The 25258-nt window shown below is 63.0% G+C and carries 16 protein-coding genes; 9 read left to right on the top strand and 7 right to left on the bottom strand.

Annotated elements, in window-relative coordinates; genetic code table 11:
- Positions 1-18 precede the first annotated feature (18 nt).
- A complete protein-coding gene (locus AC1Z3V_RS11465; RefSeq protein ID WP_483498981.1) occupies positions 19-1050 on the bottom strand; it encodes a trans-3-hydroxy-L-proline dehydratase in 1032 nt (343 codons plus the stop codon).
- A gap of 297 nt (positions 1051-1347) precedes the next feature.
- On the opposite strand from AC1Z3V_RS11465, the gene AC1Z3V_RS11460 reads away from it, so the two are divergent.
- The 3 genes from AC1Z3V_RS11460 to pbpC all read left to right on the top strand — a co-directional run bounded on the left by AC1Z3V_RS11460 (position 1348) and on the right by pbpC (position 9762).
- Complete coding sequence (locus tag AC1Z3V_RS11460) at positions 1348-2013, top strand: GntR family transcriptional regulator (RefSeq protein WP_429811344.1); 666 nt, start codon at positions 1348-1350, stop codon at positions 2011-2013.
- A gap of 202 nt (positions 2014-2215) precedes the next feature.
- A complete protein-coding gene (locus AC1Z3V_RS11455; RefSeq protein ID WP_483498979.1) occupies positions 2216-7672 on the top strand; it encodes an alpha-2-macroglobulin family protein in 5457 nt (1818 codons plus the stop codon).
- A gap of 8 nt (positions 7673-7680) precedes the next feature.
- Entirely contained in the window at positions 7681-9762 is a 2082-nt protein-coding gene (gene pbpC, locus AC1Z3V_RS11450) for a penicillin-binding protein 1C (RefSeq protein WP_483498978.1), read from the top strand.
- A gap of 525 nt (positions 9763-10287) precedes the next feature.
- On the opposite strand, the gene AC1Z3V_RS11445 is transcribed toward pbpC, so the two are convergent.
- Positions 10288-15255 carry a putative Ig domain-containing protein gene (locus AC1Z3V_RS11445; protein WP_483498976.1) on the bottom strand — a complete coding sequence of 1656 codons (4968 nt, stop codon included), beginning with the start codon at positions 15253-15255 and terminating at the stop codon, positions 10288-10290.
- A gap of 272 nt (positions 15256-15527) precedes the next feature.
- Between AC1Z3V_RS11445 and AC1Z3V_RS11440 the strand changes: the two genes are divergently transcribed.
- The 4 genes from AC1Z3V_RS11440 to AC1Z3V_RS11425 are packed head-to-tail and all read left to right on the top strand — an operon-like array spanning position 15528 to position 17720.
- A complete protein-coding gene (locus tag AC1Z3V_RS11440) occupies positions 15528-16058 on the top strand; it encodes a phage tail protein (RefSeq protein WP_483498974.1) in 531 nt (176 codons plus the stop codon).
- Between the two features lie 17 nt (positions 16059-16075).
- Positions 16076-16606: a phage tail protein gene (locus tag AC1Z3V_RS11435; RefSeq protein ID WP_483498973.1), complete on the top strand. Its 531-nt coding sequence runs from the start codon at positions 16076-16078 to the stop codon at positions 16604-16606.
- Positions 16607-16651: 45 nt separating this feature from the next.
- On the top strand, positions 16652-17182 hold the full coding sequence (locus tag AC1Z3V_RS11430; RefSeq protein WP_483498971.1) for a phage tail protein: 531 nt from the start codon (positions 16652-16654) through the stop codon (positions 17180-17182).
- On the top strand, positions 17175-17720 hold the full coding sequence (locus AC1Z3V_RS11425) for a GNAT family N-acetyltransferase (RefSeq protein ID WP_483498970.1): 546 nt from the start codon (positions 17175-17177) through the stop codon (positions 17718-17720). The genes AC1Z3V_RS11430 and AC1Z3V_RS11425 overlap by 8 nt, the downstream gene beginning before the upstream one ends.
- Positions 17721-17726: 6 nt before the next feature.
- Here AC1Z3V_RS11425 and AC1Z3V_RS11420 read toward each other — a convergent pair whose 3' ends face one another.
- Positions 17727-18020, bottom strand: coding sequence for a DUF6916 family protein (locus AC1Z3V_RS11420; protein ID WP_483498968.1), 294 nt, complete (start codon positions 18018-18020; stop codon positions 17727-17729).
- Positions 18021-18366: 346 nt separating this feature from the next.
- On the opposite strand from AC1Z3V_RS11420, the gene hpaH reads away from it, so the two are divergent.
- Positions 18367-19170 carry a 2-oxo-hept-4-ene-1,7-dioate hydratase gene (hpaH, locus tag AC1Z3V_RS11415; RefSeq protein ID WP_483498967.1) on the top strand — a complete coding sequence of 268 codons (804 nt, stop codon included), beginning with the start codon at positions 18367-18369 and terminating at the stop codon, positions 19168-19170.
- A 41-nt stretch (positions 19171-19211) separates the two neighbouring features.
- On the opposite strand, the gene AC1Z3V_RS11410 is transcribed toward hpaH, so the two are convergent.
- The 4 genes from AC1Z3V_RS11410 to gcl all read right to left on the bottom strand — a co-directional run bounded on the left by AC1Z3V_RS11410 (position 19212) and on the right by gcl (position 24239).
- On the bottom strand, positions 19212-20480 hold the full coding sequence (locus AC1Z3V_RS11410) for a glycerate kinase type-2 family protein (RefSeq protein WP_483498966.1): 1269 nt from the start codon (positions 20478-20480) through the stop codon (positions 19212-19214).
- 204 nt (positions 20481-20684) lie between these two features.
- A complete protein-coding gene (locus AC1Z3V_RS11405) occupies positions 20685-21569 on the bottom strand; it encodes a 2-hydroxy-3-oxopropionate reductase (protein WP_173518670.1) in 885 nt (294 codons plus the stop codon).
- 5 nt (positions 21570-21574) lie between these two features.
- Positions 21575-22390, bottom strand: coding sequence for a hydroxypyruvate isomerase (gene hyi, locus AC1Z3V_RS11400; RefSeq protein WP_483498964.1), 816 nt, complete (start codon positions 22388-22390; stop codon positions 21575-21577).
- A gap of 64 nt (positions 22391-22454) precedes the next feature.
- On the bottom strand, positions 22455-24239 hold the full coding sequence (gcl, locus tag AC1Z3V_RS11395; protein ID WP_483498963.1) for a glyoxylate carboligase: 1785 nt from the start codon (positions 24237-24239) through the stop codon (positions 22455-22457).
- A gap of 171 nt (positions 24240-24410) precedes the next feature.
- On the opposite strand from gcl, the gene AC1Z3V_RS11390 reads away from it, so the two are divergent.
- Positions 24411-25232 (top strand): IclR family transcriptional regulator, encoded by an 822-nt coding sequence (locus tag AC1Z3V_RS11390; protein ID WP_483498961.1) that lies wholly within the window; start codon positions 24411-24413, stop codon positions 25230-25232.
- The last annotated feature ends 26 nt before the right edge of the window (positions 25233-25258 follow it).

The following is a 25258-nucleotide window of genomic DNA, read 5'->3' as shown; positions in this document are numbered from 1 at the left end:
GGCCCGCAAGGTCAGGCTTTACTGCTTGCGCGCCCAGGTATCAGCCAGACGGTAGCCGGCCGGCCACGGATCTGCCGGGTCGAGCATCACCTGGTGCGTGCCGGTAATCCAAGCACGGCCGGAAATCTCAGGAACGATTGCCGGGCGGCCGCCGACCGTCGTTTCACCGACGATACGGCAATTGAACGTCGAATCGATGATGGAATGGCCGCTGAAGTGCTGACCGACCTTCATCACGCCGCGCGCATGCAGCACCGCCATGCGCGCCGAGCAACCGGTCCCAGTCGGAGAACGATCGAGCTTGGCCGGCTGGATGACGACCGTGTTGCGGCCGTGCAGCACGCCGTCCTTCTCCTCGACCGGCAGCGTGAGCTGGCAGAAGGAGATATGGTCCCATTCCGGGTTTTCCGGGTGGGAGAAGCCGAGCTGTTCGTTGGCCGCGCGAGTGATTTTGATGCCGGTTTCAGCCAGTTCCCGCGCCTCGTCCGGCGTTACCGAGAAACCGAGCGCACGTGCGTCGGTGATGACGAAGCTGTCGCCGCCATAGGCGGTATCGACCGTCAGCGTGCCCAGGCCCTCGACCTCGAGCTTGGCATCGAGCTTGTCGGCAAAGGACGGCACGTTGGTGACGGTGATGCGCTCGGCCTTGCCGTTGCGGCACTCCGCAACGACGTTCACCAGGCCGCCGGGCGCCTCAAGCACCATGCGGGTCTCCGGCTCCTGCATCGGCACAATGCCGCTGTCGAGAAGCACGGTGGAAACGCAGATCGAGTTGGAGCCGGACATCGGCGGCGTATCCTCGGGCTCCATGATGATGAAGCCCATTGTCGCGCGCGGATCCTTCGGCGGCACAAGCAGATTGATGTGGCGGAAAACGCCACCGCGCGGCTCGTTGAGCACGAAATTGCGCAGTGTCTTATCTTCCGCAATGAAACGGCGCTGCTCCCAAAGGGTATTGCCAGGCGGCGGTTGAACGCCGCCGACGATGACGTCGCCGACCTCTCCTTCCGCGTGGCAGGAAACGATGTGGACGACCTTGTTGCTACGCATGCCCTTTCTCCTTCCGTGCTGGTGGACGGGCGCCACCTGTGCGCGCCGATGCCCTGCGCATCAGCCGCGCTCCCCGTGCTTCGCCGGATGATAGCGCGACCGCGCTCGCCACCGGCGAAAAGACTCATAGAAACATTGGATCCAATATACAATCTGGAATATTCGAAATCGTTCCAAGAACCAAAAGCATCTGTTGCCCGGCTCCTGAATTGGACCTATGACCATGGACCAACAGCAGGAAAACGCTTCCGAATTTGCCGAGCCCCACGGTTCGGCCACCTGGATGGTTTGAACACGATGAAACTCGATGCCGTCGATGTCAGGCAAGCGGCCTCAGCCGCCGATATCGTCTATGAAGCCTTGCGCAAGGCGATCATCGAAGGCGACCTCGCCGAGGGCGAGAACCTGCGCCAGGACCACATCGCCCAGATGTTCAACACGAGCCGCATTCCGGTGCGCGAGGCGCTTTCGCGGCTTGAGCAGCATGGGCTGATCACCACGGAGCGCTACAAGGGCGCGGTCGTCGCCGGGCTTTCGATCGAGGAAATCGAGGAAATTTTCGAGTTCCGCGCACTGATCGAGGCCGAGGTTATTCGCCTCGCCGTGCCCAATCTCGACCGCCGCACGCTCGAACTTGCACGCCAGCATTGCGAGGAGTTCGAGCGCGAGGAAAATTCCGACCGGTGGGGCGAGATCAACCGCAACTTCCACTACAGCCTCTATGAGGCAGCGCGCCGCCCCTATTACCTGCAGATCGTGCGCGCCTCGCTCGATCGCATCGATCGCTACCTTCGTGCGCAGCTGACGCTGACCTCAGGCGTTGCCCGGGCGCGTCGCGAGCACAAGGCGATCCTGGACGCCTGTATCGCGCGCGACGCCGAGCGCGCCTGCGAGCTCACGCGCGACCATATCCTCGACGCCGGTCGCTCGTTGACGATCTTCCTCAGGGAACAAAGGGGTTAGCCTCGACGCTTCGTCGTTCGATGTCATAATAGTTTGATTTACATATCGTTTTATCCTGTTTCATTCCGGATCGACATTTGACCCTTCACACCAGGATACCCGTGGAAATTGCGCTGAGCCTTGACCTCTCCTCAGTTGACAAGCGGCCAGGAAGCCTGAAAAGTGAAGCCTCTATCGAGACCGGCAGCGTTGGGAGGACTTGATGTCTGTGCGCGCGTTTTTCGGCCTTTCTACCCTTTTCCTGTCCATTCTGAGCACCGGCGTCCCCGCTTTCTCCGCGGAGACCGGCCGCCAGGTCGAGATAACGCAGGACGGCGATTATTTCGGTTTCGACCTCAGGACCGAGCAGAACGTCTCGCTCGACGAGTGCCAGCAGACCTGCATCGCGGACCAGTCCTGCCGCGCCTTCACCTACAATCCCAAGGTGAAATGGTGCTTTCTCAAGTCCGACTACAACCAGCTGAATTCTTTCCCGGGCGCGATCGCCGGCAAGATCGTGCAGCCGCAGGCCGCCGAAGCGGATATTGGCGCACCGCCGCGCCTCAAATTCCTGTCGGACCAGATCCTGCAGGACGCCCGTAATACCAAGGCCAATCTCGCGCTGGCCGACGACCAGCAAGGCTTGGGCGTCAATACGCTCATCGACATGGCCCGTGGCCAGGCCGGCATGGGCAATATCGAAAATGCACTGAAGGCCTTCCAGGGCGCCCTGGCGATCACACCCGACGACGCCGAGCTTTGGCTGGAAGCGGCGCGCACCGCAAACCGCATTACCAACAATTCGGCCGTATCGATGCAGGCGGCGATCGCGGCGATCAACGGTTATGAGCTGACCCGTACCACCGAGAGCCGCGCCCATGCGCTCGCCGTCATGGCGAAATCGCTCGAGGGCGCTGAAAATTACCGCGCCGCATTGGACGCCTACAAGGCGAGCCTGGAACTGGTGAAGGCGAAATCGGTCGAGGCCGCCTATCTCGATCTCAAGCAGCGTAAAGGCTTCCGCGTCGTCGAGCATACGATTGATTCCGACGCGGCCACGCCGCGTGCCTGCGTGCAGTTCTCAGAGCAGCTTTTGAAGAGCGGCGCAGACTACGCCTCCTTCGTGACCGTCAATGGTGCTGCACCCAAGGCGCTCGAAGCCAAGGGTGACCAGATCTGCATCGAAGGCCTTTCGCATGGCGAACGTTACAAGCTGACGCTCCGCACCGGCCTGCCCTCCACCGTCGACGAGGTGCTCGAGGCGCCCGTTACCCTCGACATCTATGTCGCCGACCGTGCCCAGATGGTCCGCTTCACCGGCGACGGTTTCGTGCTGCCGTCGACCGCGCGCCGCGGCATCCCGATCGTCTCCGTCAACACCGACAGCGCCAAGCTGAAACTCTACCGCGTTGGCGACCGCAGCATCGCCCAGGTGCTGCAAAACTCGCAGTTCCTGACCCAGCTCGACGGCTACAGTGCCCAGCGCATCGAAGATGAAAGCGGCGAACTCGTCTGGCAGGGCACAATCGACATCGAGCGCAACGTCAACAAGGAAGTCGTCACCAGCTTCCCGGTCGATGAGGCGCTGCCCGAGCGCAAGCCCGGCGTCTATGTCCTGACCGCAGCCCCGACCACCGGCGTCAGCCAGGAGTGGGACGCACGCGCGACGCAATGGTTTGTCGTTTCCGATATCGGCATTTCCACCTATGCAGGCACCGACGGTTTGAACGTCTTCGTGCGCTCGCTTGCCACTGCCGAGCCGATTGAAGGCGTCGAACTGCAGCTCGTAGCCAAGAACAACGAGATCCTCGGCACCGCGGTGAGCGATGGCGACGGCCGCGTCACCTTCACGGCGGGCCTGATCCGTGGCACCGCCGGACTGACGCCGGCGGTCATCACCGCGAAGAAGGGTGAGGACGACTACGTCTTCCTCGACATGAGCCGCGCCGGCTTCGACCTCTCCGATCGTGGCGTCACCGGCCGCGCAGCCCCCGGCGCCATCGATATTCTCGCCTGGACCGAGCGTGGCATCTACCGCGCCGGCGAGACGGTACATGCCGCAGCCCTTGCCCGCGACGTCGACGGCATGGCGATCGAAAACCTGCCGCTGACCTTCGTCTTCCTCCGGCCGGATGGCGTCGAATATCGGCGCATGACCAGCGCCGGCGGCAAGCTCGGCGGCCATACGCTCGACCTCGACGTTCAGGCAAACGCCATGCGCGGCACCTGGACAATGCAGATCTTCACCGACCCGAAGTCGCCTGCGATCGGCGAGAAGCAGTTTCTGGTCGATGACTTCGTGCCGGATCGCACCGAATTCGACCTGACCAGCGACGCCAAGGAAATCGCCGTCGGCGAAACGGCAAGTGTGGCGGTCGACGGGCGCTATCTCTACGGCGCGCCGGCTGCCGGTCTCGAGCTCGAAGGCGAAGTGACGATCAGGCCGACGCGCGAAAGCGCTGCCTTCAAAGGCTACTCCTTCGGTCTCGCCGATGAAGAGGCGAGCGAAGATACGCGCCTGCCGCTTGAGGAACTCTCGCCGCTCGACGAGGAAGGCAAATCCACCTTTGACGTCCTGCTCGATGAAGTGCCCTCAACCACGCAGTTGCTCGACGCCACCGTCACCGTCCGCATGCGCGAAGCCGGGGGCCGCGCCGTTGAGCGCTCGTTGAAGCTGCCGGTGCGCGCCGAAGGCCCAATGCTCGGCATCAAACCGGAATTCGAAGGCGAACTCGCCGAGAATTCCGTCGGCAAGTTCCGCGTGATTGCCGTCGATCCCTCGGGCGCCAAGGTCGCGATGCCCGGGCTCCTGTGGAAGCTGATCAGCGTCGAACGGGACTATCACTGGTACCGCGACGGCAGCGCCTGGAAATACGAACCGGTCGTCACCACCAAGCAGGTGGCTAACGGCAGTGTCGACCTGACGGAAGACGGCGGTGAAATCGCCGTTCCTGTTGGTTGGGGACGCTATCGCCTGGAAGTCGAGACCGCCTCGATCGACGGTCCGACCTCGAGCGTCGAATTTGACGCCGGCTGGTATGTCGCGGCCACCTCGACCGAAACGCCCGACGGCCTGGAAATCGCGCTCGACAAGGAGAAATATGCGGTCGGCGACACGGCCAAGCTCAAGGTCTCGCCGCGCTTTGCCGGCGAATTGCTGGTGACCGTCGGCACCGAGAACCTGATCACGACGCAGACCGCCTCGATCGCCGCGGAAGGCGGCGAGGTCGAGCTGCCGGTCACCGATGCCTGGGGCGCCGGCGCCTATGTCACGGCCACGCTCTACCGGCCGGGCGATGCCCAGGAGAGTCGCATGCCGATGCGTGCGATCGGCATCAAATGGCTGTCGGTCGATCCGGCCGAGCGCAAACTCGCCGTCACCCTCGCTGCGCCAGAAAAGATGGAGCCCCGCAAACCGCTCGACATCAGCCTGAAGGTCGCCGGTGCCGGTGCCGACGAGGAAGCCTATGTGACGGTCGCCGCCGTCGACGTCGGCATTCTCAACCTCACCCGCTACGAGGCACCCGATCCGGAAGCCTGGTACTTCGGCCAGAGGCAGCTCGGTCTCGAAATCCGCGACCTCTACGGCCGCCTGATCGACGGCTCGCTTGGCGCCACTGGAAAACTGCGCACCGGCGGCGACGGCGGCCAGGTCGCTCTTCAGGGCAGCCCGCCCACGGAAAAGCTGGTCGCCTTCTTCGAAGGTCCGCTGCAGCTCGATGGCGACGGCAAGGCGACCGTCAGCTTCGATATCCCCCAGTTCAACGGCACGGCACGGCTGATGGCCGTCGCCTGGACAAAATCCGGTGTCGGCCACGCCACCCGCGACGTGGTGATCCGCGATCCGGTTGTCGTCACCGCCAGCCTGCCGAAGTTTCTGGCGCCCGGAGACCGGTCGGAGCTGAGGCTCGACATCGCCAATACCGACGCGCCGGCCGGCGAATACCAGATCCAGGTAACGACCAGCGGCCCGGCGACCGTCGAACAACCGGGCACAGGCAGCACGGTAACCCTGGAACAGGGCGGCCGCTCGGCGGTAACCTTGCCAGTGGTGGGACAATATCCCGGCAATGGCATCGTCACCGTGACGCTCACCGGCTCCAACGGCCTTTCCCTCGAACAGTCGCTCGATCTGCTCGTGCGTCCGGCGACCTTGCCGGTTACCCAGCGGCAGGTGGTCGCGATCGCGCCCGGAAGCAGCCTGACGGTCGACGGGCAGTTGCTCGCCGACAGCATCCTGCAGGGTGCCTCGGTCAACCTCAGCGTCACCCGCTCCGCCGCCTTCGACATGCCGGCGCTGCTGATGACGCTCGATCGCTACCCCTATGGCTGCGCCGAGCAGACGACGAGCCGCGCACTGCCGCTGCTCTATCTCAGCGAACTCGCGAAACAGTCCGGCCTCGCCGATGACGAAGGCGTGACGAAACGGGTGCAGGAGGCCATCTATCGCGTTCTCTCCTACCAGTCCTCGTCGGGCAGCTTCGGTCTGTGGGGTCCGGGCTACGGCGACCTCTGGCTCGATGCCTATGTCACCGACTTCCTGACCCGCGCCCGCGAGCAGAAATACGACGTGCCTGAGGCCGCTATGGTCCAGGCGCTCGAAAACCTGCAGAACGGCGTCAGCTACGACACCAATGCCAAGGATCGCGGCAACGAGATCGCCTATGCGCTCTACGTGCTCGCCCGCAATCGCAAGGCGGCGATCAACGATCTGCGTTATTACGCCAACACGCTGATCGACGACTTCCCGACGCCGCTTGCGAAGGCGCATATCGCCGCAGCGCTGGCGCTATATGGCGACGCTCAAGGGTCGCAGGACACCTTTGCCAAGGCGGCGAACATGTCGACGGGCCTCGTCAATGTCAGCCTCTCGCGCTCCGACTACGGCTCGTCGCTGCGTGACAACGCGGCCGTGCTGGCGCTCGCGGCTGAAAGCCGCCCGGTCCCGCCGATCGTTCCTGAGCTGTCGAAGATCGTCGCACGCGAATGGGAGCAGAAGACCTATACCAGCACCCAGGAACAGGCCTGGATGCTGCTTGCCGCCCGCGCCATCCAGAACGGCGATGAGGACATGGCGCTTGACGTCAACGGCGCATCGAAGACCGGCAGCTATGCCGCCCAGATGACCGGAGATGCCCTGACGACCCATCCGGTCGTGATCCGCAACCAGGGCGCCGATCCGGTGTCGGCCGTGGTCACCACGGTCGCCGCACCCGCCCAACCGCTCTCGGCCGGCGGCGACGGTTTCACCATCGAGCGCACCTACTACACGCTCGACGGAGCCGAGGCCAACATCATGGAAGCGCGACAGAACGAACGCTACGTCGTGGTGCTCAAGATGACGGAGACTAACGACTGGCCGTCGCGGGTGCTCCTCACCGACCTGTTGCCGGCCGGCTTCCAGATCGACAATCCGAGCCTCGTCGACAGCGCCCAGCTCAGCAACTTCGAATGGCTCGGCGAAATTACCGCGACCCACACGGAGTTCCGCAACGACCGCTTCGTCGCGGCGATCGACCGGAGCACCGGATCCGCGCGTGATGTCACGCTCGCCTATGTGGTGCGCGCCGTGACCCCAGGTGTCTACGACCATCCGGCGGCCACCGTCGAGGATATGTACCGGCCGCAACTCTCCGCCCGCACCGCGACGGGGCGCATGGAGGTGCTGGCGGCGCAATAGGCCAGATCATGTCGAGTGGGCGCAAACTGCTGATCGCCTTGCCCGTCTGCCTGCTGCTGACGGGGCTGACGCGCTTTGCGATCGAGAAGGCCGACCAGGCCTTCCCGCCACCGCTCGACGAGGCCGATGTCGTCTCGCGCGAGGTGGACGATGCCAATGGGCAACTGCTGCGCGCCTTCGCAACGCCGCAGGGTCTCTGGCGGCTGACGACGACGGTCGACGATGTCGATCCTCAGTTCCTGAAGATGCTGATCGCCTACGAAGACCAGCGCTTCCGGGAGCATTCGGGCGTCGACCTGCTGGCACTCGGCCGCGCCGCGCTTCAGTTCGTCAGCAATGGCCGGATCGTCTCGGGCGCCTCGACGCTGTCGATGCAGGTCGCACGGCTGATCGAGCCGCGGCAGCAGCGTTCCATCGCGGCAAAGCTCTTGCAGATCGCCCGCGCCATCCAGATCGAAAGGCGCCTCTCGAAGGACCAGATCCTCAACCTTTACCTGACCCACGCCCCCTATGGCGGCAACATCGAGGGCGTGCGCGCTGCAAGCCTCGCCTGGCTCGGCAAGGAGCCGAAGCGGCTGACGGCCGGCGAAGCGGCCCTGCTCGTCGCCTTGCCGCAATTGCCGGAAAAGCGTCGGCCGGACCGCAACCACGCCGCGGCCGTCGCTGCCCGCGAACGAGTGCTGACGCGTCTCGCCGTCGCTGACGTCATTGGAGACGGCGAGGCCGAACGCGCAATCGCGACATCTGTCCCCTCGCGCCGGCTGCAGCTTCCGTCCTATGCCGCCCATCTCGCCGAGCGGGCGTTGCGCAAGGACCCGCAGACGGTCCGGCACCAGACGACCTTGCGCCTTGCCGTGCAACGCAACCTTGAGGCCGTTGCAAAGGATGGCGCCGCCAAGCTCGGACCGAAGGTTTCGGTTGCCATGGTGATGGCCGACGCGAAGACCGGCGAGATTGTCGCTTCGGTCGGATCGGCCGACTATTTCGATGCGAGTCGTTCCGGCTGGATCGACATGACCCGCATCACGCGCTCGCCCGGTTCCACCCTCAAGCCCTTTATTTACGGACTCGCCTTCGAAGAAGGACTGGTCAGCCAGGAGACGATCATCGAGGACCGTCCTGCGGATTTCTTCGGCTATCGCCCCCGCAACTTCGACATGAGCTATCAGGGCGATGTCAGCGTGCGCGAGGCGCTGCAATTGTCTTTGAACGTTCCGGCGATCCGGCTTCTCGACGCGGTCGGCCCGGCGGAACTGATGATGCGCTTTCGCCGCGGCGAGGTGAAGCCGGCGCTACCGGCCGGCGAAGCGCCGGGGCTTGCCATCGGCCTTGGCGGCGTCGGGCTTACGCTGCGCGATCTCGTGCAGCTCTATGCCGCACTTGCCAATCGCGGCTTCCCTCTGCGGCTCGGCGACGGCGTCGATGGCAAGGCCGGCCTGATCGAAGCGGAGCCGCTGCTTTCTTCTGTTGCCGTCTGGAACGTCTCCGATGCGCTTTCCGGTGTATTGCCGCCGACGGGCAGCCATCAGCGCGGTATCGCCTACAAGACCGGCACCAGCTACGGCTACCGCGATGCCTGGTCGGTGGGCTACGATGGGCGCCATGTGCTCGGCGTCTGGGTTGGCCGTGCGGACAATGGTGCCGTGCCGGGCCTCACCGGCTATGGCAGCGCCGCCCCGATTCTCTTCGAAGGCTTCGCCAAGTCCGGCTTCGGCATCGCGCCGCTACCGGAAGCGCCGGCGGGCGCGATCCGCATTTCGCAGGCTGAACTGCCGATCAGCCAACGCCGCTTCTCGCTGACCGCAAGCGGCCTCGTCAACGCTTCGGCACGCGAGCCAGCACCGCAGATCGTCTTTCCGCCGGAGGGTGCGCGTGTCGAGCTCGGGATGGATCACCAGGCGATTTCGCCGCTGACGCTCAAGCTGCAAGGCGGCCGAGCGCCATTTCGCTGGCTCGCCAACGGCCGGCCGCTGCCGGAGCTGACACGCCGGCGGATTACCCAATGGCAGCCGGACGGGGTCGGCTATTCGACGCTGACCGTCATCGACGCGGTTGGCCGCGCCGCCAGCGTCCGCGTCTTCATCGAATAGCGGCCCCGATCGGCGCCGCTTGCCTCCGCTTAAACGCCGCGACCGGCCGAAAACCGGCAGCTGTGGTTCCACGGACCGCAAGGGCGGATCTCTTCGAGCGAAAGTAGGCCTTTGAGCTTAGCTTCGACAACGACTGCAGACGCTGGATCGCGCCGCCACCTCCGGCCCCTCTCGCGATCGCTGCGTCTTGACCGCGTGGAGTCAGCGGTGAAATGATCAGCGAATTCCGGTTAGGAGTGTGACATGGCTGGGTTCGTGGCAACAAGCCCCCGAAGGCTATGAGGCGTATGTTGGGCGGGCAGTCAGCATCTCGCACCTACCTTCGTGGACTTCGCCGACGTTGCAGCCAACAGCGCGTTCTAGAAGTCGGCTGTGGCACCGGGCATTTGACGTGCGCGACACGGTTCGGTGATTGATGTCGGGCTCGCCTGGCGCAGAGGCACCGAGTTCACCCAGACAAGGTCCCCGGGCAGCAGGGCCTCGTGATAGTTCCACGCGACGACCGTCAGTTCTGATGAGCGGCAATCAAAATTGCTTTCCGACGTTGAGCAGCACGCCGTGATCCGTGTCGCCTTCACTGCCCAACATGCCTCGATACTCGACCCGCACAGCGAAATCCTGTGTCGTCTCGATATTGGCGCCGACACCGACGATGAAGCGGTCGCGGTCGAGCCCATCAAGGAAAGTGCGATAGGTCGGCCCACTGAAGACGTCGGCGTAGTTCATCGTAATCGCGCTGTCGCCGGCGAAATCGTGTTGATATTCGAGGCGAAGCTCCGGTGAGACGACACCAAAACTCGTTGGCTGGTCATAGCGCAGTGTAACGCCAACACTGCCGGTCGTCGTGTGGACATCTTCTTCGCCGTAGTGAAGCGTGGTCGACGGGGCTCCGTCCTCGGTGAACGCGTCCAGTTGGGCGCGCGCTATATCGAGCCGAGCGTAAGGTGACAACCGAAATCCATCGACATCGAAGAGACCGCCTGCCGAGATCGACGCGAACCACTGCTGGCCATCGCGCTCACCTGATGCGAACGTGCCATCCGACGTCACATATCGCTTGGAATCAAAAGACAGCCACTGGTACCCGACCAGGCCATCGATGAAGAGGTTTCCATCTGGCTGGTAACTGCCGTAGAACGCGGCCGTGTAGCTGTCACCCGTGCTGCGGCTGCCATTGCTGCCGACGTCGCTGTCGTCGTGGCCGTAACCGATACCGAAGCCCAGCACCAAGTCCCGGTTGACCCTGTAATCCACGCCGCCACTCACACCGGTGGTTTCGAACTCGAAACCGTCGGCACCGTCGCGTTCACCCACATTGATCGAACCACCCGTCCAGATCGTCACCTTGTTGGGCTTGCTGCCCGCCGGACCGATGCCGCTATCGGCAAGCGCCGCATCGAAAGGCATCTGCAACGAATTCGGCTGACCGCTACGGCATTCGCCAGGGCGGCGATTGGACGGCCCCCTGCCCCGGCAGTCGTCGGCGAACGACAACACAATCCCCTGGGCAAACCCGACACCGTCGGCTGGCTCCTCGCGAATAGGTGCGCGGAGCGCCTCCAGGCGCTGATGGAAATTCATAATCTGCGTCGTTGCAAACCGCCGTGTGGCCGCCGTCTGCGCATTCAAAATCCCCAAAACCTCCGCATCAAGCGTCGGGTCAGGCCGCTCGGCCACGTCAAACTGAATTGTTGCCGGTTCGGAGGTGGCGTAGGCATTCCGAAGCGTGAACGTCGCGGTCGCAGCGCCAGTGAACGTGGGGTCCGCATTAAATGTCAGTACTTCACCGAAAAGCGTCGCCGTGCCTGATCCGGGCGGAGACAAGGATACCAAAGTCGCACCGGTAAAAGGCCCGCCGCTGGCGCCAACCGTCAGGTCGACGCTCGCCGCCTTGCCATTCATCATCGCAACACGCTGCGCAGCAGCGATCGGGCGCGGATTGACGTTGATCGTGACAACCGCCGCTGGGGATGTCCCACCAGGGCCAAGGACCCGGTAGGTAAACGTGTCGGTGCCGCTGAAAGCTGTTTCGGCTGTATAGTCGATCGCGTTGCCCGAGACTGTGGCTGTACCATGACCCGGCGTCCGAACGATTTCTACCGAAGAGATCACGCCAATATCGTTGCCCGTTACCGCTATCGCGACCGAGTGCCCGCCGAGCGTCGTGGCAACGTCGTCGACCGCCTGGGGTGCATCGAGGCCAACCGCGACGTTGAAGGTCGCCGTTCCGCTGAAGCCAAGCCCATCGGTGGCAGTCACCGTGAAGGTGAACGCGCCTTCGGACGTCGGACTACCGGACAGTTGCCCGCCGGCCGTCAGCGACAGGCCGGGCGGAAGTGCCCCGCTCGCCAGACCAAAGGTATACGGCGCCGTGCCGCCGGATGCAGTCAAGGCCTGGCCGTATGCATGGCCGATGACACCGGCAGGCAGGCTTGCAGGTCCCACGGCAATCGTCGGCGCCGCCACCACAAGGCTGTAGGATGCCGAACCGGTCGATGGGATGCCGCCGGTCGAATCAGTGGCGGTGACGTCGAAGCTGAACGTGCCAGTGGCGCTTGGAACCCCTGAGAGCTGGCCCGCAGCGGTGAGACTCATGCCCGACGGCAGCGCGCCCGCGCTGACTGCGAAGGTGTAGGGAGCAATCCCACCAGCCGCCACGAACGTCTGGCTATAGGCGCTGCCGCCGACTACGGGGGGAAGAGCTGAAGGCGAAAGGCTCAGCGTGGCATTGCCGACAGTGAAACTATAGGCTCTCGCCCCGGAATGGCCGTTCGCGTCGGTCGCCGATATCGTCACGCCGAACGTGCCGGACTGGCTCGGCATGCCGGAGAGTTCGCCAGTCGGGGACAAGGACAAGCCAGGCGGCAAGGCCCCTGCTGTCAACACGAAACTATAGGGCCCGACGCCTCCGGAGGCTGTAAGCGTCGCATCGTAGGAGGAGCCGGCGGTCGCGTTCGGCAGGGCGGTTGGCGTGAGCGCTATGGTCGGGCTGCCGACCTGAAGAACATAGTTGTTTGTTGCACTGAACGGCGCACCCGTGCCGGTCGAGCTGTCTTGTGCGGTCACCGTGATCGGGAAAGTGCCGGGCTGCGTGGGCGTGCCGCTCAAGGTTCCGGCAGAAAAGGACAGCCCCGCCGGCAGCGCGCCGGTGACCGAGTAGTTATAAGGCGCCGTACCGCCACTAGAAGAAAACGACTGGCTGAACGCGGCGGCATAGGCAAGGTTCAGTGTCGATGATGGCGGACTGATCGACACTGTCGGTGCAGCGATGACCAGAGTGAAGGATTGCGACGTGGAAAATGGACCCGTCCCCGAACTGCTGTCGGTTGCTGAAACCGCGAGGCTGAAACTTCCCGCCTCCGATGGCGTGCCCGATATGGTGAGCGTCTCCGCCGTCGTGCCGGACAAGGCAAGTCCGGCAGGAAGGCCGGTGAGGGAAAGGGCATAAGGGGAGGCGCCGCCGGAAACACTGAACGTCTGGCTATAGGGCTGCCCGACGCTCCCAGTCAGCGCTCCGCCTGCGGAAAGCAACAGCGTCGGGCTGGAAACGGTCACGCTGACCAGCGCCGGCGCCGATGTGCCTGTTGCGTTGCTGGCCGTGTAGCTAAAGGTATCGGCCCCGGCAAATCCGGGCTCAGGCTGGTAGGTAAGCGACGTACCCGACGCCACCACCGTACCATGCTGTGGCGAGGTGCCGGCGGCAACCGACGTCGGGGCTCCTCCCGTAACGGCAAGCGTAACCAGATTGGCGCCACTGCCGTAGGCCACTGTCACCGATACAGGGTGTGCAACGGGCACCGGTTCCACCACATCGAGCGTGAAGGAGCGCTGGATGCTGTAGGGTCCGGTACCCGCGCTGTCGTCGGTTGCCGTCACAGTAAATGAGAAGCTGCCTGATGCGGTGGGCGTGCCAGCCAGACTCCCGTCCGTCCCAAGTGTCAGGCCAGCGGGCAGGGAACCGCCGGTGACTGCGTAATTGTAGGGGGCTGTACCGCCCGTCGCCGGATTGAGCGATGCCGAATAACTTGTTCCGCGCGTCGCATTGGCAAAGACGGTGGCGGGCAGATCCAAGGTTGGGGCATTCACCGTAAGCGTGTAGGCGCGCGAGCCCGTGAATGCGAGCGCATCCGTCGCAGTCACGGTGAAGTTGAAAGCGCCGCCTGCCGTCGGCGTCCCCGAAAGCACGCCGCCTGCGGACAAAGTCACGCCAGCCGGCAGCGTCCCTGCCGAGACATGATAGCTATAGGAAGGCGTTCCGCCCGACACGGAAAGCATCTGGCTGAATGCGGTCCCGACGGAGGTCGATGGAAGCGTCGCGGGTGTGACTATGATTGTCGGAGCGGCAACCGAGAGCGAATAGGCCTGTGAGCCGGTAAACCCATCCGTATCGGTCGCGGTCACGGTGAAGTTGAAGTTTCCGGCGGATGTCGGAGTACCGGAGAGCACGCCCCCCCCGGAAAGAGAAAGACCCGCCGGGAGCGCGCCCGACGTCACAGCAAACGCATAGGGTGACGTTCCACCGGCCGCCGAAATCGTCTGACTGTAAGCTGCCCCCGCGGTCGCGTCGGGGAGCGCCGCGGGCGAGAGGGTAATGGTCGGTGCCGCTGCCACGTTCACGGTGACGGGAAACACGTCGAACCAGGTTCCGGGGCCTGTGCTGCTGTCGGTCACACGAACGTTGAATGCAGTACTTCCAGTCGCCGTCGGCGTGCCACTGAGCGTCCCTCCACTGAAGGTCAATCCCGCCGGCAGCGTCCCGGATTCGTATTGCAGCGTGTAGGGTGCCACGCCGCCACCTCCCGTGAATGTCACACTGGTTGGCTGGCCGACGACCGCGTTGATCGGCCCCGCCGGCGTCAAGGTCAATAGCGGATTTGCGACCGTCGTCGTATAGGATTGAGTGGCGGTCACGCCGAGATTGTCGGTCACCCGGATGGTAAACGTGTGGGCACCCCGAGCCGTTGGCGTTCCGGAGAGCACGCCGTTCGCGAAGGATACGCCGGGCGGCAAGGTGCCGCTATCGTGTGCCCAGGCATAGGGCGCCGTGCCACCCGTTGCCGTCAGTGTCTGGCTGAAGCTTTGGCCCGCGCGCATCGATAAGGATGACGGACCGATCGTGATCGACGGCGGAGCGCCAATGGTGACGTTGACCTGAACATCATTTCCCAGACCATCGTCAAAGACAAAGCTGTCGCTGGTTGCCGTATTGCCGCCGCCGGCATGCACATAGGTTACCGTCTGGCCAAGCGGGTCAGTGGCCGCAGTCCCATTGACCGGATGAATCTTTATGCCGCCAATGCCGAAGTTTGCCGGGCCGTCGCAAGCGCTCGCGTCGATGACGATCATCCCGCCATGGGTGACATTGACGTTGAACGGTCCGCAATTTGGCGACGGTGCCGCCTTGACGGCCTCACTCAACAGACTGAACGTCAGCGCCAAGAATGGCAAAAAGACCCAACGAAGGATCGATCGAACCAGGTCTGCGTTCGCCATCGTCGCTAAGCGACGCGCACAGAAAGGCATCCTTATCCCCCGAAGATTGTCTGCCCGGCCATATCCCGCGATTCACACCACATCGAATGCAACCTATAGTGACGTGCATTGCATAATGCAACAACACTTAAGGACGAATCCATATTTGAAACAGGCGTTATTTCTTTGTTCGCCACGTCCGTGCAAAGGGGCCGCACCCCATTGAAACCAACACAGCCATCGGCTGAGTATGGCGAAACAGACAACTTAACGAAGCAGGCCAGGGGCAGAGCATGGCGGACGTTTTCCTCGGTCAAATCATGATGACGGGTTTCGGTTTCGCGCCGCGCGGCTTCGCGCTTGCGAGCGGGCAACTGCTGCCGATCGCGCAGAACAGCGCCTTGTTTTCACTGTTGGGGACCAGCTACGGCGGCAATGGAACGACCAATTTCGCTCTGCCGAACATGCAGGGACGGACCCCGGTTGGCTCCGGTTCGTCCTATGACTCATCCTGGACCCCGCCCCCGATGCCGATCGGCGAGTTTTCGGGGAGTGAGACGGTGACGCTGACCAACCCGCAATTGCCCCAGCATATCCATCAAGCGCTAGGCACTTCCTCCACGGGTGCTTCCCGCAATCCCGATGGCAATCTCGTTGGGACCACCTCCACCGCGATCTACGGGACGGCAACCGGGCCGCAGATCGTGCTCGCCAACGATGCTGTCGCCCCAACTGGTGGCGGACAACCACACGACAACATGCAACCCTTCTGCGTTATCAACTTCTGCGTTGCTCTTGCCGGCATCTATCCCTCACGAAACTGAGCTTCTGGAGACATCACATGAGTACGCCCTATGTCGGTGAGATCCGCATGTTCGGTTTCTCGCGGGTACCGGATGGCTGGTTTGCTTGCGACGGATCCCTCCACGCAATTTCGCAATACGACGAGCTCTTCACGCTGATCGGCACGACCTATGGCGGCGATGGGCAACTGACGTTTGCCGTACCAAACCTCAGCGGCCGCCTACCGCTTCACAACGGAAAAGGTTCGGGCCTGACGGCGAGGATCATCGGTCAGCTGGGAGGTAGCGAAAACGTCACGCTGCTGGTTGGCCAGATCCCATCCCATTCCCATTCGATGAACGCGACTTCGGCTGCCGCAGAAGGTACGGCGATAGCCCCGACTGTCGAGTTCGGGTCGGTTTCCGGCGACACACTCTATGTCACGGATACCAGCGGCTCTATGCGCTTCGCGACGTCGAGCGCTTCGACGGACTCACGTGGCAGCACCCAGCCGCACGACAACACCATGCCCACGCTCACAGCGCAGTTTTGCATCGCATGGGCGGGTGTTTTTCCATCTCAAGGTTGAACCGTCGGCGGCGCTGGCAGAAACCGTAAGGACGAGGACAAAGCAATGACGACACCTTTCATCGGCGAGATCCAGCTATTCGGCTTCAATTTTGCGCCATACCAGTGGGCGTTTTGCAATGGAACGCTAATCCCTATTCAGCAGAACACCGCTCTTTTCTCCCTTCTTGGCGCAAGTTTCGGGGGAAATGGGCAAACCAGTTTCCGGCTCCCGAATTTTGCCGGGCGCGGAGCATGTAACCAGGGCGCCGGAGGGGGCCTCAGCCCCCGAGAGATTGGTGACAGCTTCGGCCAAAGCAGCGTCACGCTGACCCAAGCCCAAATGCCGGCGCACAGTCACGGCTTTTCAGTTTTCAACCAAAACGATCCGACAAAACGTTCCGGTACGCCGGCGCTCAGTGCCGAACTCGCCTCTCCAACCACTGCGGCTTTTGTGCCAAACGCCTCTCCGAATGCCCAATTCGCGCCAAATATGATCAATCCGGCCGGTGGAGGCGAGCCTCATGAAAACAGTCAGCCCTATATCGCCGTCAATTTCAGCATCTCGCTTGCCGGAGAGTATCCGTCCTTTGGCTGAGCATGAGCGGTTTGCCTTCGGCGAGCCCCCGCACATTGCCAGCACTGCCTTTGCTCTCAGAGCGGCTGGAAGTGACGACATGCCCTTTCTTAAGGAACTTTACCGCGCGATCCGCCTTGATGAACTGCTCATGTTGCCTTGGAGACTTGCAGACAAGCGGGCCCTCCTTGATCAGCAGTTCGACCTACAACATCGCTCCTATCGGTTGACATACCCGGACGCAGAGTTTTTCGTCATCGAGAGCAAAGCGTCTCCGGTCGGACGCCTATACATCGACCGCAGTAACGATGCCTGGCACATCCTCGACATCAGCATTTTGCCCTCCCACCAGAGCCAAGGCATCGCGACCGCCCTGCTTACAGACATGCAACATCAACTGACCTCAAAACGCGCTGTCAAACTTGTGCTGCATGTCGCTCAAAACAACCTCGCGGCGATGCGGCTCTATCAACGTCTCGGCTTCACCCGAGGCGGCGATACGCCAACCCATTCCCGAATGGAATGGGTTGCCGGTGGTGGTGGAGTGGTCAACGCCTGACGGACATCAATTGTAGACGGCCTGATAAATGATACCAGCCCGTTCTCGCGCGACAGGCACAAGGAACACATCCAGAGCACCGAGAGATGCATTCCTAAGGCGATAGGTTTGTTGCGGCAAGACGACGGCGGAGGCGCTGCGAAACATCAGCGAGAAGGGCACACGCCGCGCCATGCCGGGCGCGGCGTGTGCCAATGGTTCGGCCTGCGCGAGGGTCAGCGGCACAGAGGCGTTACCAAGGTCGATATCGAACCCCTGCCCCACGCAGCCGGCGAAATGCTCCAATCCCACGATGTTCATAGCAGTTCCTAATGGGTGTCGCGTTGAAATCAAATCATCTCATTTCATCAAGACACCCGTGTAAAGTGTATTTTCTGTCAAAACATACCCTTGGTTAAGTGCGCATTAATCCTGTGCTCGACACGTTATTCGCCGCACGCCCAGCTATTCCCAGTCTCCAGGATCACGGCAACATACTTCCTATTGCTGCGGTGGTGCGGGGGGCATGGTTTGTGCGCCTGCAGGTCGATCCTCATCGGGCCCGGCCTGAGACTGGCTAGTCAGCCGATCTGATGCGAAAGACGGCCCGTGCCGGTCCGACGACCTTGGTGTATCGTTAGACACGCTGGAGTGGAGGGGCCGGACCATGCTCAATGCAACAGAAATTGCCAAAGCCGCCGAAAGCCTACATGAGGCAGAGCGCGACCGAAAACAAATCGGGCTACTGTCGCACAAGCATCCTGAGATGACCGTCGACGACGCCTATGCGATCCAGGCCGCCTGGGTCAGGCGCAAGCGCGACGACGGCCATCGCATCATCGGCTGGAAGATCGGCCTGACCTCCAATGCCATGCAGCAGGCGCTTGGCATCGACACACCGGATTCCGGTGTGCTGTTCGACAATATGCTGTTCGATGACGGTGCAAACATTCCTGCCGATCGTTTCATCCAGCCGCGGGTCGAAGCGGAGATCGCCTTTGTCATGAAGGCCGGACTGAAGGGCCCGCGCGTCAACATCGTTCAGGTGCTGAACGCCACCGATTACGTAATGCCGGCACTGGAAATCCTCGACAGCCGCATCGTTCGGACGGATCCGAAAACCAGGAAGGCGCGCACCCTCGTCGATGCGATTTCCGACAATGCCGCCAATGGCGGCCTCATCCTTGGTGGACGCGCCGTGCGTCCCGATACCGCCGACATGCGCTGGATGGGCGCGATCGTTTCGCGCAATGCGGTGATCGAGGAGACGGGACTTGCCGCAGGCGTGCTCAATCATCCGGCCCGCGGCATTGCCTGGCTTGCCAACCGGCTTGCGCAATGCGGCGACGCGATCGAGCCGGGCCAGATCGTTCTCTCGGGCTCCTTCATCCGAACGCTCGAGGCCAAGAGCGGCGACACGATCGTCGCGGATTTCGGCGCCTACGGTTCGGTGAGCTGCCACTTCGCGTGAGGCCGAAGGTGACGGGCGAGCTCTCGCCCACCGCACCGGTTTCACTGCACCAGAATGGCGCGGAAATCATTCACATTGGTGCCGGTCGGACCCGGTTTGAAGAGATCGCCGAGCGCGTCAAACGCCGACCAGCTATCGTTCTTCTGCAGCAAAGCTGCGGCGTCGAGGCGTTGTGCAACGAGCCTTGCTATCGTCGTGTCATCGGCAAAGGCGCCGGCATTGTCCTCGGAGCCGTCGATGCCGTCGGTGTCGGCGGCAAGCGCCGAGACGCCCTTGGCGCCGTCGATGCCGAGCGCCAGCGCCAGCAGGAATTCGCTGTTGCGGCCGCCCTTGCCCTTGCCGCGAATGGTCACCGTCGTCTCTCCGCCCGAGAGAACGACAACCGGCTTGCGGAACGGCCTGCCGCGGCCGGCGATTTCACGGGCGATCGCCGCGTGCACGCCACCGACGTCGCGCGCCTCGCCCTCGATCGCATCGGAAAGAATGACGGCCTCGATGCCGGCGGCGCGCGCCTCGGCAGCCGCAGCCTCGAGCGAAACGGACGCGGACGCGATGAGCCGGACTTCGTTTCGGGCAAAGCGCGGATCGCTTGGCGAAGGGGCAGCACTTTCAGGATTCTTGAGCCAGTCCATGACTTTGGCAGGGAGCTGAAGGCCATAACGCTCGACAAGCGTCAGGGCATCTTCGCGATTGCTGGCGTCCGGCAGCGTCGGGCCAGAGGCGACCAGTGCCGGGTCATCGCCTGGAATATCGGAGACGATCAGCGAGACGACCTTCGCCGGATAGGCGGCGGCGGCCAGCCTTCCGCCCTTGATCAGCGAGACGTGCTTGCGCACGGCATTCATGACGCTGATCGGCGCGCCGGAGGCAAGCAGCGCCCGGTTGACTGCAATCTCGTCTTCGAGCGTCAGGCCGGGCGGCGGCGCGGGCAGCAGCGCCGAGCCGCCACCGCAGACGAGCGCCACGACCAGATCGTTCTCCGTCAGGCCGCTGACTTCCGCAAGCAGCCGCTTCGAGGCTTGCATGCCGTTTTCGTCCGGAAGCGGATGCGACGCTTCCAGCACCTCGATGTTCTTGCACGGGGCCGCGTAGCCATAGCGGGTGACAACCACACCGGAGAGCGGACCATCCCAATGGCGCTCGAAGGCTGCCGCCATCTGTGCTGCGCCCTTGCCCGCGCCGACCACCACCGTGCGCCCCTTTGGTCGCTCCGGCAGATTGGCCGCAATCACCTTTTCCGGATCGGCCGCGGCAACCGCGGAGGTGAAGAGTGCTTCCAGGAAGCTGCGTGGGTCGGTGATGGCTGGCATTGGTCTCCCCCTAGAGCATATTGCATCGCTGCTATGCTCCATCCATATGTGCAATTCCACACCCAAAAGTCTCTAGACTCTTTTGCTGGACTTGCTTTCAGAACCGTCTCGGGCGGCGGTTCCTCCAACCGCCGCCCGGACACATGACCGGCCCGGCACAATGAAACGCCGAACGGATCATGCGCATTTTTGCGTTATCTGCTATCAGGCGACCTGGTGGTTCGCCATGCGCTCCAGCGCCCGGACGAGGCCGGAGTGGTCGAGACCACTGTCGCCGTTGGCGGCGCAGTTGTTGAAGAGCTCCTGCGTTGCGGCCGTGTTCGGCAGTGAGATGCCGAGCGACTTCGCACCCTGGAGGGCCAGGTTGAGGTCCTTCTGGTGCAGCGAGATGCGGAAGCCCGGATCGAAGGTGCGCTTGATCATGCGCTCGCCGTGAACCTCGAGGATCCGCGAGGAAGCAAAGCCGCCCATCAGCGCTTCGCGCACGCGCGCCGGGTCGGCACCAGCCTTGGACGCAAAGACGAGGGCTTCCGAAACCGCCTCGATCGTCAGCGCGACGATGATCTGGTTGGCAACCTTGGTGACCTGGCCGTCGCCGCAGTCGCCGACGAGCGTGATGTTCTTGCCCATCAGCTTCAAGAGCGGCAGGGCGCGGTCGAAGCTTTCCTGGGAGCCGCCGGCCATGATCGAGAGCGACGCGTTCTTGGCGCCGACTTCGCCGCCGGAGACCGGAGCATCGATGTATTCGGCGCCGGTTTCGCGGACCTTCTTTGCGAATTCCTTTGTCTCGATCGGCGAGATCGAGCTCATGTCGATGACGAGCTTGCCCTTGGAAAGGCCGTAGGCGACACCGTTCTCGCCGAAGAGAACGTCCTTGACCTCAGGCGTATCCGGCAGCATCAGGATGATCGTGTCGACGGTCTCGGCCAGCGCCTTCGGCGTGTCGACGAACTTGAGGCCGTTGTCGAGCAGTTCCTGGCGCGGCGGGATGACGAACTTCGAGGTGATGACGGTGTGGCCGGCATCCTGCAGGTGGCGCGCCATCGGCGTGCCCATGATGCCCAGTCCAATGAAACCGATTGTTGCCATGGTGCTTAGCTCCTGATCTTGATGATATCTGCGGATTGGGTGCGCTGGCGCTCGGTGCCGAGCCAGCCAAGGCCATCGGCCGTCGTGGTGCGCGGCTTGTATTCGCAGCCGATCCAGCCGTCGTAGCCCGCCTCTTCCAGTGCGTCGAAAACGAACGGATAGTTGATCTCGCCGGTGCCCGGCTCATTACGACCCGGATTGTCGGCAAGCTGGACGTGGGCGATACGATTGGCATGGCGCTTGTAGGTGCCGACCAGTTCACCTTCGGTGCGTTGCTGATGGTAGAGATCGTACTGGATGAAGAGATTATCGCTGCCGACTTCCTCGATGATCGAGGCAGCCTGACCCACGGTGTTCAGATAGAAGCCCGGAATGTCGAAGCGGTTGATCGGCTCGATCAGCAGGCGGATGCCGTGCTTGTCAAGTTCGCCTGCTGCGAGCTTCAGGTTGGCGACCAGCGTCTTGCGCAGGATGCTGTCGGAAACGCCGTCCGGCGCGATGCCGACCAGGCAGTTGACCTGCTTGCAATCGAGCGCCGTCGCATAGTCGATCGCGCTCGCCACACCCTTGCGGAATTCGTCGACCCGATCGGGCAGGATGGCGACGCCGCGCTCACCGCGTCCCCAGTCGCCGGCCGGCAGGTTGTGCAGGACCTGGGTCAGGCCGTGGCGCTGAAGTTCAGCGCGCAGGCTCACCTTCTCGAATTCATAGGGAAATAGATATTCCACCCCTTCGAAGCCGGCCTTGGCAGCCAGGGCGAAACGATCGAGGAAAGGCACCTCGTTGAACAGCATTGTCAGGTTCGCAGCGAACTTCGCCATGCGATGCTTCCTCCTTCATGTTTGTCTTTGGAGCGGGATGTGGGCGGAGAACCGCCCACTTTCCTCAGTCGAGCAGAGCCGTGATCGCCGTCGGTACGTCTTCACCGCGGATCGCCAGTTCCTCGAACTCGACGACGGCGTTGATGTCCGCGCCCATCGAAATGTTGGTGACGCGCTCCAGGATGAACTCGATGACGACGGGAACCTGATGTTCGTCCATCAGCGAACGAGCCCGGTCGAAGGCCTCCTGGAACTCGTTCGGGCTGCGCACCCGGATCGCCTTGCAGCCGAGGCCCTCGGCAACCGCGACGTGGTCGACGCCGTAACCCTTCTCCGCATCGCCTGAGGCATTGATGTTGTCGAAGGCGAGGCTGACCTCGAAGTCCATGTTGAAGCCGCGCTGTGCCTGGCGGATGAGGCCGAGGTAGGAATTGTTCACGACGACATGCAGGTACGGCAGCTTGTGCTGGGCGCCGACGGCGAGCTCCTCGATCAGGAACTGGAAATCGTAGTCGCCGGAGAGAGCGACGATCGGCCGGTCCGGATCCGCGGCGCGAACACCGAGAGCGGCAGGCAGCGTCCAGCCGAGCGGGCCGGCCTGGCCGCAGTTGATCCAGTTGCGCGGCTTGTAGACGTGCAGGAACTGGGCGCCGGCGATCTGGCTGAGACCGATGGTCGAGACGTAGCAGGTGTCGCGACCGAAGGCCTTGTTCATCTCTTCATAGACGCGCTGGGGCTTCAGCGGCGTCTGGTCGAAGTGCGTCTTGCGCAGCATGGTGCGCTTGCGCTCGCGGCACTCTTCCGCCCAGGCGGACCAGTCTCTAAGCTTGCCGGCCGTCTTCCACTCGGTTGCGACATCGAGGAAGAGCTTCAGGGCAGCGCCGGCATCCGAGACGATACCGAAATCAGGCGCAAAGACGCGGCCGATCTGGGTCGGCTCGATGTCGACGTGAACGAACTTGCGGCCTTCCGTATAGGTCGGAACGTTGCCGGTGTGGCGGTTCGCCCAGCGGTTGCCGACGCCGAGAACGAAGTCGGAGGCCAGCATGCTGGCGTTGCCGTAACGGTGCGAGGTCTGCAGGCCGCACATGCCGGCCATCAGCGGATGGTCGTCCGGGATCGTGCCCCAGCCCATCAGCGTCGGGATAACAGGGATGCCGGTGATTTCGGCAAATTCCGTGAGCAAGTCGGAGGCATCGGCATTGATGATGCCGCCGCCGGCAACGATCAGCGGACGCTCCGCCTCGTTCAGCATCGCCAGCGCCTTTTCGGCCTGGGCACGCGTTGCCTTCGGCTTGTAGGGTTCGAGCGGCTGATAGGTGTCCGGATCGAACTCGATTTCGGCGAGCTGGACGTCGACCGGCAGGTCGATCAGCACCGGGCCCGGACGGCCGGAGCGCATGACGTGGAAAGCCTTCTGGAAGACGAAGGGAACGAGTGCCGGTTCCATGACCGTGACCGCCCATTTGGTGACGGGCGCGGCGATCTTGGCGATATCGACCGCCTGGAAGTCTTCCTTGTCGAGGCGCGCGCGCGGCGCCTGGCCGGTGATGCAGAGGATCGGGATCGAATCCGCCGAGGCCGAATAGAGGCCGGTGATCATGTCGGTACCGGCCGGGCCGGATGTGCCGATGCAGACGCCGATATTGCCGTGCTTGGCGCGGGTGTAGCCCTCGGCCATATGCGAGGCGCCCTCAACGTGGCGAGCCAGGATGTGGCGGACCGAACCGCGCGCCTTCAGCGCGGAGTAAAACGGGTTGATGGCAGCGCCGGGCACGCCGAAAGCGCAGTCGATGCCTTCTTTCTCCAGAACATAAACAGCCGCGTCGACGGCACGCATCTTAGCCATGAGATTTCCTCCTATTTCCTGGAACCATAATCCATTAATTTCAAACATCAACACATAAATGGAAATCATTTCCATCATATGGAAATAAAGATTTTCAACAAATCGGAGAAAATCCCTCAGGGTCCTGATAGAGGATGATGGGCGAAAGACGTGATTTGCAGAGAGGCTTCGATGGACGGCAACGGCAGAGGAAAACGCGGACGCAAGGCGGGTGAGAATGCGGCGCCGTCATCCGTACAGGTGCTCGATCGCAGCCTTGCTCTTCTGACGGTCGTCGCCCAGGAGGACGGCTCGACCTTGACCCGGCTTGCCGACGAGACCGGCATGGCGCCGTCCACGGTCCACCGCTTGCTGACGACGCTGGCCGGCCACGGCATGGTAATGAACGACCCCGACACCGGGGCCTGGACCGTCGGCCTCAAGGCTTTCGAGATCGGCAATGCCTATCTGCGCTTCCGCAAGCTCGGCACCATCAGCCGCCCCTTTCTCAAGGGGCTCATGGAAGAAAGCGGCGAGACGGCCAATATCGGCATCGAGGAAGGCGGCGACGTCGTCTTCATCTCGCAGGTCGAAAGCCACGCGCCGATGCGCGCCTTCTTCCGTCCCGGGCGCCGCGGTCCGGTTCATGCCTCCGGCATCGGCAAGGCGATCCTTTCGACCTGGTCGGACAAGGAGATCGCCCAGCTTCTCGGCGGCCGCGAGCTCGCGCATTTCACCGACAAGACCCGCGACACGCTCCCGGCCCTGCTCAAGGATATCCAGGAGATCCGCCACCGCGGCTGGTCCGTCGACGACGAGGAGCATACGCTCGGCATGCGCTGCGTCGCTGCCCCCATCTTCAACGAGTACGGCGAAACGATCGCCGGTATCTCGATCTCCGGCCCATCGGTTCGCGTCAATGACGAGAAACTGTCAACCCTCGGCCCCATCGTGCGCGAGCGCGCCGATGCGCTCACCAAGGCGATGGGCGGCAAGCGGCCGGAAGAACTGTAACACCAAAAAGAAGACGCCGCGCATCG

Source organism: Ensifer sp. 38_S197, assembly GCF_056924495.1.
The sequence above is the reverse complement of the archived record's forward strand: the minus strand, read 5'-3'. Positions and strand labels throughout refer to the sequence as shown.